Raw genomic sequence first — 17,199 nt, forward strand, 5'->3', positions numbered from 1 at the left:
GGCGGACGGGTGACCCCGACACCGGCGTGCCGCAGCCCCGGGGGCCGAGCTCGGCCCGCCGTCCTGTCCGGACGGCGGGGCCGGAGCGTGACTGAAGCGGGGGACCCCGGGGACGAACGGTCAGCTCTGCGACTGGATCCGGGTGCGCTCCGCGTCCGTGGGCTGTTGGCCGGCCTTGTCGACGACGGCGAGTTCCAGCTCGGCCTCGCTGGACAGCAGCGTGCCCGCCTTTCCGTACGAGGTGTCCTTGATCAGGTAGCTGCGGGAGCCGAGATAGGAGTAGTCCTTCTCGTCGAAGACCCACTCGGTCCGGACCCCGTAGTCCGTGTCGTCACGGGCGATGCCGAGCCCCCGGCGGCCGATCGCGTCGCGCGCCTGCGGGGCCGCGGTGACGCCGGGGATCTTCGCCGCGGCCCGGTAGAGCGCGGCGGCCGTGGCGGGCGGCATCACCCCGCCGACCAGACCCCCGATCTGCTCGAACACCGCCTGGTCCCGTCCCCGGCCCTCGGCGTGCGGCGTGTTCGCGTACAGGTAGGCCAGCAGTTTGTCGGGGTCGGTGGGCAGCGAGCCGAGCCAGCGGTAGGTGGCCCGGTTGATACCGGCCGGGGTGCCGTCGGTGTCACCGAGTTCGGCGTTGATCGGCAGCGTCTCGCCGTCCTCCCGCACCAGGCCGAGCTTGTGCAGCGGTCCCTGTTCCTGAGCGGCCCACACCTCCCGGTCCTGCAGCGGGCCGAGGACGGCCTTCCCGCTGGTCAGGTCGGCACCGCGCGCCTTCTCCCGGATGTAGACGAACTGGTCGTCCCGCACCTGCGGCGTGGTGCGCTCCCCGGCGGCGTCGGAGATCCGGCCCAGGAGCGCCGCGGCGGGCCGCATGTCCGTGGCCGCACGGTGCGAAGAGGCGCCGGGGGGCGTCCCGCCGTTGCCGTTCAGGGCGACTCCCGCGGCCAGCGCGCCGGCCAGGGCCAGAGCGGTGACCGGGGCCAGGAGCGCGGGCCGCAGCAGCCGGCGGGCCGGGCGGGTACGGGTCGCCTGCTCCTGGGCGATGTCTCGGTCGATGCGGTGCATCAGCAGTTCCTTGTGACGAAGGTGCTGCTCGCGCGGAAGGTCCCAGTCGGCCGGGGCCGGCAGCAGGCGCGCGATCTCCTCGCGGTCGCCGTCGTTCATGTGAGCTCCTTCCGTGCGGGCAGGGCCGCGATCGCGGCCGCACTTGTCATCTCTCCGCGGGTGACGGGCGGTTCCCGGTCTTCCTCCGCGAGGCGGGCCAGCTTCCTGCGGGCCCGCGAGAGGCGGGAACGCACGGTGCCGACGGCGATGCCCAGGGCCTCCGCCGTCTGCTGGTAGTCCAGGCCGGACCACACGCACAGGGCCAGAATCTCGCGTTCCTGGCGCCGCAGCCGGCCCAGAGCGGCGTGCACGGCACGCAGGCGCCGTGCGTCGTCGATCCGCCCGACCGTCCGGGGCGCGAAGTCCTCCTCCGCGGGCGGCTGCGGCTGACGCGCCAGGAACAGCTGGCGTCTGCGTTGTCCCCGGCGGGCGTTGTCCGCCTTGTGGGTGGCGATGCCCAGCAGCCAGGGCAGCAGCGAGCCGCCGTCCTCGTGCACCCGCGCACGGGTCCGCCACGCAGTCAGGAACGTCTCGGACATGATCTCTTCGGCTGTCGACCAGTCGCCGGTCAGCCGCAGACCGTGGTTGTACACGGCGCGGGCGAACTCCTCGTACAGCTGGGCGAACGCCGCGCGGTCCCCTTGGCGCACGCGGCGGCGCACATCGTCTTCTGCGTCTCTCACGACCACTTCTCTCCGCAGCACCAGAGGAGTTCCTGTGGCCTGTGTCACGTACACCGGTACGGCCCCGGTGGCGGGGCCCGTCGGGCGCCCATGCCGATCGGCACCGGCCGGCGGACAGCGTAGGCCGGAACCGTGGGCCCCTCGCCGTGGGCCTGCCGTGTCAGTGGCCGCTCATAGGCTGCGCGCAACGTCTCCGAGAAGGAGGTCCCGTGGGACTCTCAGGTCACCTGGTCTTTGCCCGTAGCAAGTGTCCGCTGCTGGAAGCACCCGCCTTCGACAGCGTCGACCGGGAGTCGAGGGACACCGTGCACGCCTGGTGGCCGCGTCCGGGTGGCTGGCAGACGCTTTGGTTCGATCAGGGACTGTGGCAGGACGACCCACCTTTCCGCTCTGGTCGGCTGGACCGGTGCACCGGCCTGCGTGGCAGACGTCTCCGACAGCGACCTCGCTCTCGTGACCGGACTGGGAACCGACGGGCAGCGTTGGCAGGCGTGGCTCAACATGGACGTCGCTGCTGCACTGCTCGCCGAGGAGCCGGAGGGCCTGGACGACGTGAGCCTGTGGGTGGGCACGCCCGAGTTCGACGACGCTGTGAGCCGCAAGCGCGCGGAACTCGACATGGATGTTCCGGCCGACGCCGTACGCGCCCTCGACTGGGCTGCGGCGGCCGGTGTCCCAGTTGCCGGTCAGCAGTCCCGGATCGAGGAGCTACTGCGCTCGCGGGCGACCTTCGCGGAGGACCTCTTCGGCGCGCTGCTGGACGAGTTGGGATTTCCCCAGCCACTCCAACCGCGTCCGACCGACGGCTTCACGGGGGACATCGGCAGCCCGCACGGGTGATCGCACGCTGAGGGCGGACCGAGGGGGAGTGCGACCCGCGGTCCGCCGGGCCGAAGGGGCTTGCGGTGGAGGGGAGTCGGGGGCGGACCCGCTGGACACGTGCCCTGGGCTCAGGGGCGGACTCGCAGTACGGCCCTTCCCATGTTCTCGCCCGACTCGAGCAGTTGGTGGTTGTTCTTCCACAGCGGGAGGACCGGGAGGATGCGGTCGGGGTGGCGAGCCGCCTCGCCGCAGACGGCGACCCGGCCGAACGGGGCCAGGATCTCCAGGCTCGCCGGACGGGTGGGGCAGCCGACCGGGTCCAGGACCAGATCCACGCCCCTGCCCGCCGTCGCCTCTCCCACCGCTTCCGTGAAACCGTCCCGCAGGAAGACGTCGTCGTATCCGAAGCGCCTCGCGTATTCCGCCTTCTCCGGCGTGCTCACGGTCCCGTACGCCGCCGCCCCAGCGACCGGGCAGGGGCGCGCATCGGGCAGGCGTTGGCCCTGATGCCCGGCGCCGTGCGACACTATGGCCCGCTCGATTCCTGATCGCCTGATCTCTTGATCTGCTGATCTCTCGATCTCCTGATCGAGGTTCGGAAGTCCTCGACGCGGCCACCTGGCCATCGACGGGCCGGGAGCCTTCATGGCTCCGGCCCCCGTCGGCCACGTCCCTGCGTGTCGGCTTCGGAAACAGCCACCACGGAGAGGCTCCCCCCGTCGGGAGTGGCGGAGTGGTGGAGGGCCGGAGTGTCGTGATCCATCAGGAGATCGACCGTTTGTCCCGGTCCGGAAGAGTTTCTTCCTATGGCGCTATTTCGCTGCTATAGTAATTTTCGATCGAACCCGATCGCAGGATTGTTACTCCCTATGGACGCCATCGGCGTCGCCTCATGTGAGGTGACGGCGGCGGGCCGGTCCGACGGGAGGCAAGGCCTGGGTGGCGCCACGTGCGCCACCCAGGCCTTTTTTGCTGCCACGGTCCGGGCGGGAGAGATCGAAGAACGGTGCAGAACCGCACGAACCAGGGATGTTAGGACGCACCCATGAGCACACGCACATCCGATGCGCTGGCGGAGAAGATCCTCCGTGGCGTCGGCGGATCCGAGAACATCGAGAGCCTCACGCACTGCGCGACGCGGCTGCGCTTCCAGCTCCACGACGCCAAGAAGGTCGACCAGACCGCGCTCGACGGCCTCGACGGTGTCATGGGCACCGTGCCTCAGTCCGGCGACCGCTTCCAGATCGTGATCGGCGGAGCCGTGGCGGGCGTCTACTCCGACATCATGAACCTGCCGTCGATGAAGAGCGGGGCCGCTCCCAGCCCGCAGTCCGACGCGGACGTCAAGGCCGAGATCCGCGCCAAGGGCCGCGGCCGCTACGCCTGGCTCGACAACTTCTTCGAGTACCTCTCGGACTCGTTCCGCCCGCTCCTGGGCGTGCTGCTCGGCGCCTCGCTGATCATCGCGATCGCCTCCATGCTCGACGCCTTCGGCCTGGTCGACTTCCGCGCCGCGGACAAGTCCGCCAGCTGGGTCTTCGTCGACGCCATGTGGCGCTCGGTGCTGTACTTCCTGCCGATCATGGTCGCCTACAACGCGGCCAAGAAGCTGAAGATCGACCCCTGGGTCGGCGCCACGGTCATGGCCGCGGTGATGACCCCGAACTTCACCGGCATGATCGGGTCCAAGACCCCCGGCGTCGTCACCCACACCAACGCGACGCTGGGCACCTCGGAGTCCGTGGCGCACGTCTTCGGGCTGCCGATGCAGCTGAACGACTACGGCGGCCAGGTGTTCGTGCCGCTGCTGATGGTCGCCCTGCTCGCCCTGGTCTACAAGGGCCTGAAGCGGATCTTCCCCGAGAACGTCCAGATGGTCTTCGTGCCGTTCTTCAGCATGCTGATCATGATCCCGCTGACCGCCTTCCTCATCGGCCCCATGGGCGTCTGGGCCGGCAACGGCCTCGGCACGGGTCTGTCCTGGCTGAACGGCCACGCCCCGATCGTCTTCGCGATCGTCATCCCGATGCTGTACCCGTTCCTGGTGCCGCTGGGTCTGCACTGGCCGCTGAACGCGCTGATGCTCGTCAACATCAACACCCTCGGGTACGACTTCATCCAGGGCCCCATGGGCACGTGGAACTTCGCCTGCTTCGGCGCCACCGCCGGTGTCCTGCTGCTCTCGATCCGTCACCGTGAGAAGGACATGCGTCAGACCGCCACCGGCGCCCTGGCCGCGGGTCTGCTCGGCGGTATCTCCGAGCCCTCGCTGTACGGCATCCACCTGCGCTTCAAGCGGATCTACCCGCGCATGCTGGTCGGCTGCCTCGTGGGCGGTGTGATCATCGGCATCCTGGGCGGCGTGAACACCAAGGCCTTCGCCTTCACCTCCCTGCTGACCATCCCGGTCTTCGACCCGATGATCAAGTACATCATCGCGATCACGGCGGCCTTCTTCACCTCGATGGCTCTCGTGTACTTCTCCGACTACCGCACCAAGGAGGAGCGCATCGCGGCCAACGCCGAGCGTGACGCCGCCGGGGCCGCCGCCCGCGGTGAGGTTGCCGCCCCCGCCGAGGCCGCACCGGCCGAGGAGCGTGAGCTGGTCACCGTCGGCGCCCCCGCGGCCGCCGCAGAGCGTGCGCTCGTGACCGTGGGTGCCACCGGCGCCTCCGCCGGCACCGTCGCGGCGGACGCTTCTGCTGCTGCCGGTGCGGGCCTCGAGCTCGCGGCGCCGGTCTCGGGCCGTGTGATCGGCCTCGGCACGGTCGAGGACCCGGTCTTCGCCTCCCGCGCGCTCGGTGAGGGCGTGGGCATCGAGCCGGCCCACGGCCACGTCGTCGCCCCGGTCGACGGCGAGCTGATCACCGTCGCCAAGACGGGCCACGCGTTCGGGATCCGCACCGCGGACGGTGTCGAGGTGCTCATCCACATCGGCATCGACACGGTGCAGATGAAGGGCGAAGGCTTCGACGTCCGCGTCGAGCCCGGCCAGAAGGTCTCCGCCGGTGACCTCCTCGCCGAGGTCGACCTCGGCGCGGTGCGCGCCGCGGGGCACCCGACGGTCGTTCTCATGACCGTCCTGAACACCGCGGACATGGCCTCGGTCGAGCCGCACACCGGGCAGGACGTCACCGCCGGCGCCCGGGTGGTGACCGTGCGGCGGTGATCACCCGTCACTGAACCGGCGCGTGCACGCCCCCCTCACGGGAGGCGTGCGCGCGCCGCTTCGGTTCGGGAGAGGATGGAGACGGACGGAAGGGAGGGTCTGCGGTGAAGGCTCTGCGTGTCCTCAACAACAACGTGGTGCTCGCGAGCGACGAGAAGGGCCAGCCGGTCATCCTCACCGGGCGTGGCATCGGCTTCAGCTCCCACCAGGGCAAGCCCGTCGACTCCGCGCTGATCGAGCGCGTCTTCGTCCCCACCGACGGCCACGGCCACGACCACGACGCCGACCGGCTCGGCGAGGCCCTCGCCCTCATCAGCGAGGAAGTCCTCGAGGCCGTCGTGAGCGCCCTCGAAGAAGTCGGCATCGAGGGACGCGAGTCCACCCGCCCCACCCTCGCCATCGCCGTCGCCGACCACGTCGCCGGCGCGCTGGAACGAGCCAGGCAGGGTACCGACATCGACTACCCGCTGCGCGCCGAGGTCCAGACCCTGTACGCCACCGAGTACGCCCAGGCACAGCGCCTGCTGCGGGCCATCAACAAGCGCGTGGTGCCGGAACTGGGTGCCTCCGAGGCGGTCGCGCTCGCCCTGCACCTGGTCAACGCGGGGTTCGTCTCGGGCGACCTGTCGTTCACGTACACGATGACCGGGGTCATCCAGCAGATGCTCGCCGTCGTACGGGAGCGGTACGGGCTGGACATCTCCCACGAGTCGATGAACGTGGCGAGGTTCGTCACCCACGTGCGCTACCTCTTCGTACGGATCCAGCAGCGCCAGCAGCTGACCGGCCAGGAGTCCACGATCGGCAAGGGCATCCGCCAGTACTACCCGGACGCGACGCGCACCGCGGAGCAGCTGGCGACGATCGTCGAGCTGCGTCTGGGGCGTCAGCTGAGCGAGGACGAGGTCTCCTACCTGGCACTCCATGTGGCCCGCATGACCATGGAGGCCGACAGCTCCGCCGCGTGAGACCACGACGCGGAGCGAGACGGCAGGTCAGCCGAGGACCCGGACCGGGGCGTCGTCGAGGTAGGCCCGGATGTTCTCCACGGCCTGGCCGTAGTAGCGCTCGTAGTTGGCGCGGGACACGTAGCCCAGGTGCGGGGTGGCGAGCAGACGCGGCGCGGTGCGCATCGGGTGGTCGTTGGGCAGAGGTTCGACATCGAAGACGTCGACACCCGCGCCCGCGATACGGCCCTCGCGCAGCACGGCGAGCAGTGCGTCCTGGTCGACGACGGCGGCCCGGGAGGTGTTGACCAGATAGGCGGTCGGCCGGAGCAGGGCGAGTTCGGCGGCCCCGAGCAGGCCGCGGGTACGGTCGCTCAGCGCGAGGTGCACGGACACGAAGTCGCTGCCCGCGAGCAGTTCCTCCCTGGAACGGGCGAGGCGTACGCCGGCCGCTTCGGCGCGCTCCGCGGTGAGGTGCTGACTCCAGGCGGTGACGTCCATGCCGAAGGCGAGCCCGACCTGGGCCACCCGGCTGCCGATCCGGCCCAGTCCGAGCAGCCCGAGGGTGCGCCCGGCCAGGTCGGCCCCGACGGTGGACTGCCAGGGGCCGCCCTCGCGCAGGGCGTTGCTCTCCTGGACCAGGCCGCGGGCGAGCCCGAGGAGCAGGGCCCAGGTGAGTTCGAGCGGCGGGGTGGAGGAGCTCTCGGTGCCGCACACGGTGACGCCGTTGGCCTTGGCCGCCGTGTAGTCGATCACCGAGTTGCGCATGCCGGAGGCGATCAGCAGCTTCAGGCGGGGCAGCCGGTCGAGCAGGGTGGCAGGAAACGGCACTCGCTCGCGCAGGGTGACCGCGCAGTCGAAGCCGACGAGGGCCGCGGCGAGGTCGTCCTCACGGGTGAAGTGCTCCGTGAAGGAGACGACCTCCACGCGGTCGCCCAGCGCCGTCCAGTCCGCGTACGCGGTCGCCACGTTCTGGAAGTCGTCGAGTACGGCGCAACGGAACGGCATGTCGTTCCTCCCAGGGAATCTCGCTGTCGGGACGGGGGCCGGGCACCCGGTGCGGGGGCAGCCGGCAGCAGGGCGCGTTCACCGGGCGACGGCCATGTGACGGACGGATGCGCCGCCTGCCGTGGGTGGCGGGCGGCGCATCCGCTCGGTGGTGGGTCTACTTGAACCAGTACCGGACGCCGTGGTGGTGCGAGCAGGTGCCCTGGGAGTGCCGCGAGTACGAGACGGAGGCGTCCTTGCACTTCGCCGTCTCGTACTTGTCCCTGGGCTTCTGGTGATGTGTCCAGCCGCACTGTCCGGTGGTGTGGTGGACGCAGCGGTGGGCTGTGTTGGTGGACGGCAGTGCCGTCGTCGCCGATGCGGTCGGTGCGCTGAAGAAGACGCCCGCGAGGGCGATGGTGACCGCTGAAGCGGCAAGACGCGTGCGCAAGGGGATCCCCCGAGTGAGGTGAACAAATGCAGCCGGAGCTTATATCGGCTTGAATGACTTACCGGCTGGTACGGGAGCTTCGCGGTGTTCACGACCGTTCATGGCGACCCGTCAGATCATCGAAGTCACTTTCTGAGTACGGATGTTCAAGCGATTGCGGCCTTGCCGCGCAGGGCCTGGATGAGCCAGGGATACACCGGGAGCAGGTGTGGAACCACCTGCCAGCCGTTGACGATCCACACCAGCCGCCAGTAGCGGTTTACCACGGGATCATGCCCTTCTTCGAACTCCCGTGCCATCCAGTCCCGGAATTCCGCGTCGGGGGTGCGCGCGAACACCTCGGCGAAGCGGCGTACGAGGTCGTCGACGACCGGGGCGGCCCGCTCGCCGAGCGGGTCCATGCCCGACTCCATGGCCGCGGTGACCTGTTGACGGGTGAACCTCATCAGTTCATCGCCGGCGGCGCGCTCGATGCCGAGCGTACGCCCCGCGGCCTGGAACATGGCCGTCCGGCGCATCCGGGCACGGAAATCCGCGTCGCCGACCAGCTCGGCGAGCTCCACCCATCCGGCGACCTGCTCGTCGGTCGCATCGCCGGGCAGGTCGGGCGTGGCGGCGCGGACCAGGGCCACCGCGGCGGGGTCGGCATCCTCCGTGCCGAAGGTGGCCGCCACGAAATCGTCGATCAGACGCCGGCGTTCCTCGCCGGACAACTGGGTGAGCCTGTGCATGAGTTGGGTCTCCTCGGGACTGGACCCCCGTCCGGCCACGACCTGCAGCACGCTCCGACGCAGGAGCAGCGTCCGGATCTGGACGTCCATGGCCTCCGCGTGCGCCGCGGCGACTTCCGCCATCGACAGCTCGCGGTCCAGCACCCGTTGAATCGTGGGCAGGTCCAGGCCCAACTCGCGCAGGGTGCGGACGAGTTCCAGACGAACCAGTGCGTCGAGGTCGTAGAGCCGATGGCCGGCGGGACTTCGGGTGGTCGGCGCGACGACCCCGGAATCGGCGTAGAACCGGATGGTCCGCACGGACAGGCCGGTCCGGCGGGAAAGCTCCCCGATCGGGTAGAGGGTCGTCGCGTTCATGTCCCGCACTCTGCCGTCTCCAGTCACTGGAGGTGCAAGGCTATTCCCCGGTCGGGCGAGCGCGGTGACTGCCGCTGCGGTGACAGGCGCCGGATGGCTGCTGCGGCGCCGGAAGGGCTGATGCCATGAAAGCGTCCGAGATCGCTCACAAGCCGGTCGGACTCGTCCTGGGAGTCCTCGGCGGCATGATTGCGGCTGCAAGGCCTCCGGCACGGACGGCGGGAACGAGTGGCTGGCCCGTGTGTACTCGCGGGACAACAGCGAACTGCGCGCCAACCGCATCAGCGGACACGTCTTCAACGACGGCGGATTCGGCGCCGGATCGTACTTCGAGGACAAGGTCGGTCCCGGTGAGTGGATCCATTACGCGCTGGTGATCAACACCCGCGACACGAGTCCCGCTTACCCGACCGGGTACGTCAAGATCTACAAGGACGGGGTGCTTTGCGACCAGGATGCCCTGGAGGCGTGTCGGATCACCCCACCGACACCGACACCGACACCGACGCTCCGATGCGGATCGGCGGCGTCGACGCCAGGTCGTACTTCGAGGGCGCGATCGGCAGGTGTCCGGCTACGACTCCGAGGTGTCACCCGACCGTCTCGCCGCCCACCAACAGGCCATGCACGCGCAGCACGAAGCCGCGGGAGGAAGCGGGGAGCCCCGGCGTGCGGTCACGGCCGGCGCTCGGGTCCGGTCCGGCGTTCGCCGGTGACCTTGGAGGTCGGGAGGCGGCCGGCCCTGGAGGTGCCCTGGAGGGTGTCTCCGTCGACCGTCACGTCGAACGCCAGGTTCAGCCGCATGGGCTTGGTGACGGCCTGCTTCCAGGTGAGCCGGTCGCCGTCGAGGGCGATGTCGTGGAGGGGTACTTCCTCGTCGGCTCCGCGGGCGACGCCGGTCAGGAGACCGTCCTGCTCACGGAGTTCGACCACGGCCTCGATCTTGCCGATGGGGGTGGAGACGGACAGGTTCCAGGTGCCTTCGACGGACATGCTGATGTTCTTCCTGACTGCGCAAGGGGGATGGCGGGCGGCTGACCGGCGCGGGCCGAGGGTTCAGAAGGGGGTCGGCGTCGGGCCCTGGGCCCGCCAGACGGTGCCACGCCGCTCGTGGGAGAAGAGTTCCTCGACGGCGTGCGCGACACGGGGGCCCACCTCGCGTTCCAGCAGGTACAGGCCGAGGTCGAGCCCGGAGGTGACGCCGGCGCCGGTGACGAGGTCGCCGTCGTCGACGATGCGGGCGCGGACCGCGTGGGCGCCGGTGGCGTCCAGCAGGTCCAGGCCCAGGTGGTGGGTGGTGGCGTGACGCCCCTCCAGCAGGCCCGCCAGGGCCAGGACGAGCGAGCCGCCGCAGACGGTGGCGACCGTGACGTCCGGGTCGTCCATCGCCTGCTTCAGGAGCGCGGGGAGCCCGGTGTTCAGCGTGCGGCCCAGCAGCACCGGGACGGACTCGTCCTGCCGCCGCTCGCCGGTGCCCACCTCTTCCGCCGGGACCTCACCGGGTTCGCCCACGCGGCCCGAGGCGCCGGGCAGCAGAAGCATGTCAGCGCGCCTCGGGTCGAGGGTGCCGGTGGCGCGCAGCGTCAGTCCTCCGGTCCCGCTGATCACTTCACGAGGGCCTTCCGCGGAGACCAGCTCGACGCTCACCGCGCCGTCCGACGCCGAGCCACCGGCGTACAGCACCTCGTAGGGGGCGATGACATCGAGCGGGTCGAAGCCGTCGTACAGGACAACCTGGATGTGCATGGACGTTCCTTCGGGGGGTGGTCTCCATCGGACACCCCGAAGTCAACAGGCCGCCGCCTTGATCGCCCAGTGGCAGTAATGACAGAGTTCAACGGGATAACGCCAAAGGCATTCAGAAGTGCATTCAGAGGATCGGACCTGCTGTGATTCGGGGATTCCCGGACGTCGGGCAGGTCCCGCCGAACCGTTGATGAGGTAAATTCCGGCCATGCACACCGTCGCCGTCCTCGCGCTGGACCAGGTGATCCCGTTCGACCTGGCCACCCCGATCGAGGTCTTCTCCCGCACCCGTCTGCCCGACGGGCGGCCCGGCTACCGGGTCCGGGTGTGCGCCGAGCGCGACGAGATCGACGCCGGAGCCTTCGCCCTGCGCGCACCCTGGGGGCTGGAGGGCCTCCAGGGCGCGGACACCGTCATCGTGCCGGGTGTCGCCGACCTCACCGCTCCGCTCTCCGCCGCCGTGCGCGACGCGCTGCGGTCGGCCGCGGCCGACGGCACGCGGATCGCCTCCATCTGCGCGGGCACCTTCCCCCTGGCCGCCACCGGGCTCCTCGACGGGCTGCGGGTCACGACCCACTGGCTCGCGGCCGAGCTCCTGGCCGCCACCCACCCGGACCTCGACGTCGATGCGGACGTGCTCTACGTCGACAACGGCCAGTTCCTCACCTCGGCCGGCGCGGCCGCAGGCCTGGACCTGTGCCTGCACATGATCCGCCGTGACTACGGCTCGGCGGTCGCCGCCGATGCCGCCCGGCTGTCGGTGATGCCCCTCGAACGGGAGGGCGGACAGGCACAGTTCATCGTCCACGACCACGCCCCCGAGCCACAGGGATCGGAGCTGGACGTGCTGCTCGCCTGGCTGCGGGAGAACCTGGCCCGCGACCTCACCCTCACCGACATCGCGGAGCGAGCCGGGACCAGCACCCGGACCCTGATCCGGCGCTTTCGCGAGCAGACCGGCACCACCCCGCTCCAGTGGCTGCACCGAGCCCGGATCCGCCAGGCACAGCACCTCCTGGAAACCACGGAGCACTCCGTTGAACGCATCGGCGGCCAGGTCGGCTTCGGCTCACCCACCACCTTCCGCGACCGCTTCAAACGCACCACCGGCGTCAGCCCGCAGACCTACCGACGCACCTTCAGCTGACCCGGCGGGCAGGAACGGGGCAGTGGACGCCGACGCCGAGGCGACCGCCTCTTTCGCAGCCCCACCGTGCGTCCTTCCCGGACGGAGCGGGACGGACGATTAGATTCCGGAGCATGACTACACAACCGCAGCGCTTCACCGTCCTGCTGGTCCCCGCGCACATCGCGAACGGAGGCGGCGTCGGCGCGGAGGACTCGGCCGTGAGGTCGGCACTCGTCGAGGTGACGGGCGAGACGGGCGCCTCCGGTTACCCCCGCTACTCGGGGCAGGGGATCGTGGCCGACATCGACCCCGAGACCCGCACCGTCGAGGCGGTGCTGGTCGACGGCCAGGAACTGGACTACGGGCTGGTCGCCCTGGTCGCCGCCTGACCGGGCTGCGGCGGCGACGGTGCCGTCCCCGGCCGGCCTGCGGCTTCGTCCCGCATGGTCAGACCTGTCCCGTGGTGCGACGCTGTAGGGGAGAGGCAGCCGTGGGGCCACCGGGAGGGCCGATGGGACGCGACGTTCCGGCGCTGGTCTTCACCCGCGAGGACCGTCGCCGGTACCGGATCAAGATGCAGGAATGTCTCGACGTCTTCGCACAGATGCTGCGGGAGTCACGGTTCGACGCGGAGTGGCCTCAGGTGGGCCTGGAGATCGAGCTGAACCTGACCGACTCCGAGGCCGAGCCGGCGATGCGCAACGCGGATGTGCTCGACGCGATCGGGGATCCCGCCTGGGACACCGAGCTGGGCCGGTTCAATCTGGAGATCAACATTCCGCCCCGGCGGCTGACCGCGGGCGGCCCCGATGCCTGGGAGGAGGAGATCCGTGCCGCGCTGAACCACGCGGACCAGCGCGCCAGGACGATCGGCGTCCAGCTGATCATGGTGGGTATCCTCCCGACCCTGCGGGAGGCGGACGTCGGACCGGACGCCCTGTCGGAGAACGCCCGCTACCGGCTGATCAACGAGCAGGTCTTCGCGGCGCGCGGCGAGGATCTGCTCATCGAGCTGGACGGTGTCGACCGGCTGCGGACCTACGCGGAGACCATCACGCCGGAAGCCGCGTGCACGAGCACGCAGTTCCATCTCCAGGTGCCGCCGGAGGAGTTCGCCGACTACTGGAACGCGGCGCAGGCGATCGCCGGAGTCCAGGTCGCGCTGGCGGCCAACTCGCCCTTTCTGTTCGGCAAGGAGCTGGCGCACGAGACCCGTATCCCGCTCTTCGAGCAGGCGACGGACACCCGCCCGCTGGAGATCAAGGCACAGGGAGTACGGCCCCGGGTCTGGTTCGGGGAGCGGTGGATCAACAGCGTCTTCGATCTCTTCGAGGAGAACGTCCGCTACTTTCCGGCGTTGCTGCCCCTGTGCGAGGACCAGGACCCCCAGCAGACGCTGGATCGCGGGGACACCCCGGACCTGGCCGAACTCGCCCTGCACAACGGCACGATCTACCGATGGAACCGTCCGGTCTACGCCGTCTCCCGGGGCAGGCCGCACCTGAGGGTGGAGAACCGCGTGCTGCCCGCGGGCCCGACGGTCACCGACACCCTCGCCAACGGCGCCTTCTACTACGGCCTCACCCGCGCCCTGGTGGACGAGGACCGGCCGGTGTGGTCGCGGATGTCCTTCTCCGCCGCCGAGGACAACCTGCACGCAGCGGCACGGCACGGCATCGACGCCCGGCTCTACTGGCCCGGAACGGGCGAGGTGCCGGCGCCCGAACTCGCCCTGCGCAGGCTGCTGCCGCTGGCGCACCAGGGCCTGGAGCGCTCGGGCATGGACGCGGCCTGGCGGGAACCGCTGCTCGGCATCATCGAGCAGCGGTGCGTCACCGCGCGCAACGGCGCCGTCTGGCAGAAGGAGATGCTGCACCGCTACGAGGCGTCGGAGCACTGCGGCCGTCACGAGGCGCTGCGGCGCATGACGCATCAGTACATCGACTACATGCACCTCAACGCGCCGGTCCACACCTGGCCGGTGGACTGACGGAACGGACGGACGTACCGGCCGACGTCCCTACGGGATCAGCCCGTTGCGACCTCGTCCAGCGTCTCCCGCACGATCCGCACCGCGTACTCCGCGTCGGCGCGCGTCACGTCCAGGTGGAACACGAAGCGCAGCTGGCCCGGGTATCCCGCGCACAACAGCCCACGACGCGCCAGCCGGTCGCGCAGCTCGTCGGTGTCGAGGCCGGGGGCGGACTTCGCGAAGACCATGTTGGTCCCGCTGGGCTCCACGGTCAGACCCTTGACGTCCCTCAGGCCCTCGGCGAACAGCGCGGCGTGTGCGTGGTCGTCCGCGAGTCGCGTGACATGGTGGTCGAGCGCGTACAGGGCGGCGGCCGCCAGTACGCCGGCCTGTCGCATCCCGCCGCCCAGGACCTTGCGCCAGCGCCGGGCCTCGGCCACGAACTCCCTCGAACCCAGGAGCGCCGAGCCGACCGGCGCGCCCAGGCCCTTGCTGAAGCAGACCGAGACGCTGTCGAAGTGGCCGGCGATCAGCCGGGCCTGCTCGTACGGGTCGCCTCCGGCGGCGACCGCCGCGTTGAACAGCCGCGCCCCGTCCAGGTGCGTGGCCAGCCGGTGGTCGCGGGCGAGCTGCGTGGCGGTCTTCAGGAAGTCCGTCGACACGGCGCGGCCGCCGATGGTGTTCTCCAGGCAGAGCAGCCGCGTGCGCGCGAAGTGGGGGTCGTCCGGCTTCACGGCCGCCGCGATGTCCAGCGGGTCCATTGTCCCGTCCGCCCGATGCGGCAGCGGCTGGGGCTGAATGCCGCCGAGCACGGCGGCGCCACCGCCCTCCCACCGGTACATGTGGGCCATCTGGCCGGCGATGTACTCGTCGCCGCGGCCGCAGTGGGTCAGCAGGGCGCAGAGGTTGCTCTGTGTCCCCGAGGAGACGAACAGCGCGGACTCGAATCCGAGCAGCCCCGCGATCCGCTCCTGCAACGCGTTGACGGTGGGGTCGTCACCGAAGACGTCGTCGCCCACCTCGGCCTCGGCCATCGCCCGGCGCATCGCCTCGCCGGGCCGGGTGACGGTGTCGCTGCGCAGATCGACGGGACGGCCGGGCCGGTCGGGGGAGGCGTCGGCCGTGTTCACGGCACGCGGGACCTCGTCGGCGGCACGGGCGGTATCAGTGGTGGGCACACGCACACTCTGCCACGCCGGAAGCGACCCCCGGTGCCGGGGTGGCCGACGTGCCCGAAGGGCCTGCCTTCCAGCGGGGCGGGTGGGGGCCATGGGTGGACGGTGGCCGAGGTGTGCGGCGGGCTCGCCGACGGTCGGCACGTCGGCTGACGAGTCCTGCGACGAGGGCGCGGCGCCGACGCGGCCGGCCCGCCCCGGGAGCGGATGCGGCCGTACGCCGTGGAGACGGCCGACGGCAGGGCGCGCGGCTTGTCCTGCTGTGCCAACTTTGGTCCTCGGGGGCAGGTGCCGCAGGAACCGGACGCACGGGAGGCGATGTGGGCCCCGACCAGCGAGACACCCCGCGGGACGGGCAGGGACACAACCCGGGGCTGCGACGCAGGGCGTTCCTGGAGGCGTGCGCAGGCGGGGGGCTCGCCGCGACCGCCGCGTGCGCCCCGTCCGCTCTCGCGCGCCACCCGGACCGGACCGCCGCTTCGCCCCGGCCGGAGGCGGAACGGAACCGCCCGGGGACACCCGACTGGCGCATTCGGTCGCGAGGTCCCGACACGGCCGTCATGGGGTACGCGGACCGGGTGAGTGTGACCCCGGGGGAGGAGATCGGTCTGCACGTCTCGACGACCGCGCCGTCCTTCACCGTCTCGGCCTTCCGCGTCGGCTGGTACGGCGGGGCCGAGGCCCGGCTGGTGTGGTCGTCCGAGCGGCTACCGGGCCGTGTCCAGCCCGCACCCCGCCTGCAGTCCGACACCCGCACGGTCCGCGCGCAGTGGCCGCGCACGACGGGGCTCGGCACGACGGGATGGCCGGAGGGCGCCTACCTGCTGCGCCTGGACACGCAGGACGGCCATCAGCGATACATCCCGCTGATCGTGCGCTCCACCCGGGGCGCGGGCCGTACGGTGCTGATGCATGCCCCGGCCACCTGGCAGGCGTACAACCGCTGGGGCGGCTTCAGCCTCTACGAGGGCTCCTCCGGCGCGTACGCCGACCGGTCGCTCGCCGTCAGCTTCGACCGGCCGTACGACGCGGACGGTGCGGAGAAGTTCCGGGTGTACGAGCGGGCGGCGGTGGTCCTGGCCGAACGACTCGGCCTCCCGCTCGCCTACACCACCGGGATGGACGTACACCGCGACCCGACGGTCCTGCACGGGGCGAGCGCCGTCATCTGCCTCGGCCATGACGAGTACTGGACCCCCGAGCAGCGTCGGCACGTCACCGAGGCGCGCGACGCCGGCACCAACGTGGCCTTCCTCGGAGCCAACACCTGCTTCCGCCGGATCCGCCTGGAGCAGGAGGGGACGGGGTCCGACCGCACGGTGGTCTGCTACAAGTCGTCCTTCCCGGCCGACCCTCTCCGTACGTCGCAACCGGCCCTGGTGACGACCGACTTCCGCCGGTCCCCGGCGGCCGACCCGGAGTCGTCGCTGACCGGGGTGCTGTACGAGGGCTACCCGACGGACGCCCCGTACGTCGTCCACGCGGCGGACCACTGGCTGTACGAAGGCACCGGCGTACGTCCCGGGGAGGGCTTCGACCATCTGGTCGGCGTGGAGTACGACCGGGTCACCCCGGGTGCGCCCGTCCCCGCACCGCTGGAGATCACGGCGCACTCGCCCCTGGTGTGCAACGACCGGCGCAGCCACGCCGATTCTGCGTACTACACACTCCGCGGCGGCGCGGGCGTCTTCGCGACCGGCACCATGCGCTGGGTGGAGGCTCTGCTGGCGGGCACCCCCGGCGGGGGCCGCGACCACGGCATGGACGCCCGCACCCGCGCCTTCGTCACCCGTACGACCGAGAACCTGCTGCGCGCCTTCGCCGAGGGACCGGCGGCCCGCCACCGGCCCGCGCCCCGGCCGAATACGACGCAGGTGTACGGGGCCGGCGTCTGAGACCGTGGCCGTCAGCCGGCCGTCAGGATCT

At 70.9% G+C, this 17,199-nt stretch carries 16 protein-coding genes; 7 read left to right on the forward strand and 9 right to left on the reverse strand.

Going from position 1 to position 17,199, the window contains the following annotated elements:
- Window positions 1–120: 120 nt before the first annotated feature.
- Both ACZ7OY_RS30045 and ACZ7OY_RS30050 read right to left on the reverse strand, forming a co-directional pair.
- Window positions 121–1,164, reverse strand: a complete 1,044-nt coding sequence (locus tag ACZ7OY_RS30045) for a CU044_5270 family protein (RefSeq protein ID WP_471914305.1) — start codon at window positions 1,162–1,164, stop codon at window positions 121–123.
- Window positions 1,161–1,787, reverse strand: a complete 627-nt coding sequence (locus tag ACZ7OY_RS30050; protein WP_471914306.1) for an RNA polymerase sigma factor — start codon at window positions 1,785–1,787, stop codon at window positions 1,161–1,163. Before ACZ7OY_RS30050 ends, ACZ7OY_RS30045 begins: the two co-directional genes overlap by 4 nt.
- Window positions 1,788–2,207: 420 nt before the next feature.
- Here ACZ7OY_RS30050 and ACZ7OY_RS30055 point away from each other — a divergent pair, with 420 nt between their 5' ends.
- Window positions 2,208–2,627: a hypothetical protein gene (locus tag ACZ7OY_RS30055; RefSeq protein ID WP_471914307.1), complete on the forward strand. Its 420-nt coding sequence runs from the start codon at window positions 2,208–2,210 to the stop codon at window positions 2,625–2,627.
- Window positions 2,628–2,737: 110 nt separating this feature from the next.
- Here the strand turns inward: ACZ7OY_RS30055 and ACZ7OY_RS30060 are convergent, their stop codons facing one another.
- Window positions 2,738–3,256 carry a zinc-binding dehydrogenase gene (locus ACZ7OY_RS30060; protein WP_471914308.1) on the reverse strand — a complete coding sequence of 173 codons (519 nt, stop codon included), beginning with the start codon at window positions 3,254–3,256 and terminating at the stop codon, window positions 2,738–2,740.
- A 398-nt stretch (window positions 3,257–3,654) separates the two neighbouring features.
- Here ACZ7OY_RS30060 and ACZ7OY_RS30065 point away from each other — a divergent pair, with 398 nt between their 5' ends.
- Entirely contained in the window at window positions 3,655–5,778 is a 2,124-nt protein-coding gene (locus tag ACZ7OY_RS30065) for a glucose PTS transporter subunit IIA (protein WP_471914309.1), read from the forward strand.
- A 104-nt stretch (window positions 5,779–5,882) separates the two neighbouring features.
- Window positions 5,883–6,746 carry a PRD domain-containing protein gene (locus ACZ7OY_RS30070; protein WP_471914310.1) on the forward strand — a complete coding sequence of 288 codons (864 nt, stop codon included), beginning with the start codon at window positions 5,883–5,885 and terminating at the stop codon, window positions 6,744–6,746.
- 27 nt (window positions 6,747–6,773) lie between these two features.
- Here ACZ7OY_RS30070 and ACZ7OY_RS30075 read toward each other — a convergent pair whose 3' ends face one another.
- From ACZ7OY_RS30075 to ACZ7OY_RS30095, 5 genes are all read right to left on the reverse strand, one after another.
- The gene (locus tag ACZ7OY_RS30075) at window positions 6,774–7,733 is read right to left on the reverse strand and encodes a D-2-hydroxyacid dehydrogenase family protein (protein WP_471914311.1); all 960 of its coding nucleotides are present in this window, start codon (window positions 7,731–7,733) and stop codon (window positions 6,774–6,776) included.
- Between the two features lie 157 nt (window positions 7,734–7,890).
- Window positions 7,891–8,163, reverse strand: coding sequence for a DUF3761 domain-containing protein (locus tag ACZ7OY_RS30080; RefSeq protein ID WP_471914312.1), 273 nt, complete (start codon window positions 8,161–8,163; stop codon window positions 7,891–7,893).
- Between the two features lie 146 nt (window positions 8,164–8,309).
- Window positions 8,310–9,251 (reverse strand): MerR family transcriptional regulator, encoded by a 942-nt coding sequence (locus ACZ7OY_RS30085; protein ID WP_471914313.1) that lies wholly within the window; start codon window positions 9,249–9,251, stop codon window positions 8,310–8,312.
- 675 nt (window positions 9,252–9,926) lie between these two features.
- Window positions 9,927–10,244 carry a hypothetical protein gene (locus ACZ7OY_RS30090; RefSeq protein WP_471914314.1) on the reverse strand — a complete coding sequence of 106 codons (318 nt, stop codon included), beginning with the start codon at window positions 10,242–10,244 and terminating at the stop codon, window positions 9,927–9,929.
- Window positions 10,245–10,307: 63 nt separating this feature from the next.
- Window positions 10,308–10,997, reverse strand: a complete 690-nt coding sequence (locus tag ACZ7OY_RS30095) for a DJ-1/PfpI family protein (RefSeq protein WP_471914315.1) — start codon at window positions 10,995–10,997, stop codon at window positions 10,308–10,310.
- A gap of 208 nt (window positions 10,998–11,205) precedes the next feature.
- Here ACZ7OY_RS30095 and ACZ7OY_RS30100 point away from each other — a divergent pair, with 208 nt between their 5' ends.
- The 3 genes from ACZ7OY_RS30100 to ACZ7OY_RS30110 all read left to right on the forward strand — a co-directional run bounded on the left by ACZ7OY_RS30100 (window position 11,206) and on the right by ACZ7OY_RS30110 (window position 14,116).
- Complete coding sequence (locus tag ACZ7OY_RS30100) at window positions 11,206–12,144, forward strand: GlxA family transcriptional regulator (RefSeq protein ID WP_471914316.1); 939 nt, start codon at window positions 11,206–11,208, stop codon at window positions 12,142–12,144.
- Window positions 12,145–12,257: 113 nt separating this feature from the next.
- On the forward strand, window positions 12,258–12,515 hold the full coding sequence (locus ACZ7OY_RS30105; protein ID WP_471914317.1) for a hypothetical protein: 258 nt from the start codon (window positions 12,258–12,260) through the stop codon (window positions 12,513–12,515).
- Between the two features lie 122 nt (window positions 12,516–12,637).
- Complete coding sequence (locus ACZ7OY_RS30110; protein ID WP_471914318.1) at window positions 12,638–14,116, forward strand: glutamate-cysteine ligase family protein; 1,479 nt, start codon at window positions 12,638–12,640, stop codon at window positions 14,114–14,116.
- 38 nt (window positions 14,117–14,154) lie between these two features.
- Here the strand turns inward: ACZ7OY_RS30110 and ltaE are convergent, their stop codons facing one another.
- A complete protein-coding gene (gene ltaE / locus ACZ7OY_RS30115) occupies window positions 14,155–15,276 on the reverse strand; it encodes a low-specificity L-threonine aldolase (protein WP_471914319.1) in 1,122 nt (373 codons plus the stop codon).
- A gap of 317 nt (window positions 15,277–15,593) precedes the next feature.
- On the opposite strand from ltaE, the gene ACZ7OY_RS30120 reads away from it, so the two are divergent.
- Entirely contained in the window at window positions 15,594–17,168 is a 1,575-nt protein-coding gene (locus ACZ7OY_RS30120) for a N,N-dimethylformamidase beta subunit family domain-containing protein (RefSeq protein ID WP_471914320.1), read from the forward strand.
- The last annotated feature ends 31 nt before the right edge of the window (window positions 17,169–17,199 follow it).

It is taken from the genome of Streptomyces sp. NPDC107559 (genome assembly GCF_055657365.1).

Excerpts from the sequence above, each read along its gene's own strand:
- ACZ7OY_RS30060 (WP_471914308.1), bottom strand. The coding sequence starts at position 3,256 with ATGAAGGCTCCCGGCCCGTCGATGGCCAGGTGGCCGCGTCGAGGACTT.
- ACZ7OY_RS30105 (WP_471914317.1), top strand. The coding sequence starts at position 12,258 with ATGACTACACAACCGCAGCGCTTCACCGTCCTGCTGGTCCCCGCGCAC.
- ACZ7OY_RS30095 (WP_471914315.1), bottom strand. The coding sequence starts at position 10,997 with ATGCACATCCAGGTTGTCCTGTACGACGGCTTCGACCCGCTCGATGTC.
- ACZ7OY_RS30100 (WP_471914316.1), top strand. The coding sequence starts at position 11,206 with ATGCACACCGTCGCCGTCCTCGCGCTGGACCAGGTGATCCCGTTCGAC.
- ACZ7OY_RS30045 (WP_471914305.1), bottom strand. The coding sequence starts at position 1,164 with ATGAACGACGGCGACCGCGAGGAGATCGCGCGCCTGCTGCCGGCCCCG.
- ACZ7OY_RS30065 (WP_471914309.1), top strand. The coding sequence starts at position 3,655 with ATGAGCACACGCACATCCGATGCGCTGGCGGAGAAGATCCTCCGTGGC.
- ACZ7OY_RS30085 (WP_471914313.1), bottom strand. The coding sequence starts at position 9,251 with ATGAACGCGACGACCCTCTACCCGATCGGGGAGCTTTCCCGCCGGACC.
- ACZ7OY_RS30090 (WP_471914314.1), bottom strand. The coding sequence starts at position 10,244 with ATGTCCGTCGAAGGCACCTGGAACCTGTCCGTCTCCACCCCCATCGGC.
- ACZ7OY_RS30075 (WP_471914311.1), bottom strand. The coding sequence starts at position 7,733 with ATGCCGTTCCGTTGCGCCGTACTCGACGACTTCCAGAACGTGGCGACC.
- ACZ7OY_RS30110 (WP_471914318.1), top strand. The coding sequence starts at position 12,638 with ATGGGACGCGACGTTCCGGCGCTGGTCTTCACCCGCGAGGACCGTCGC.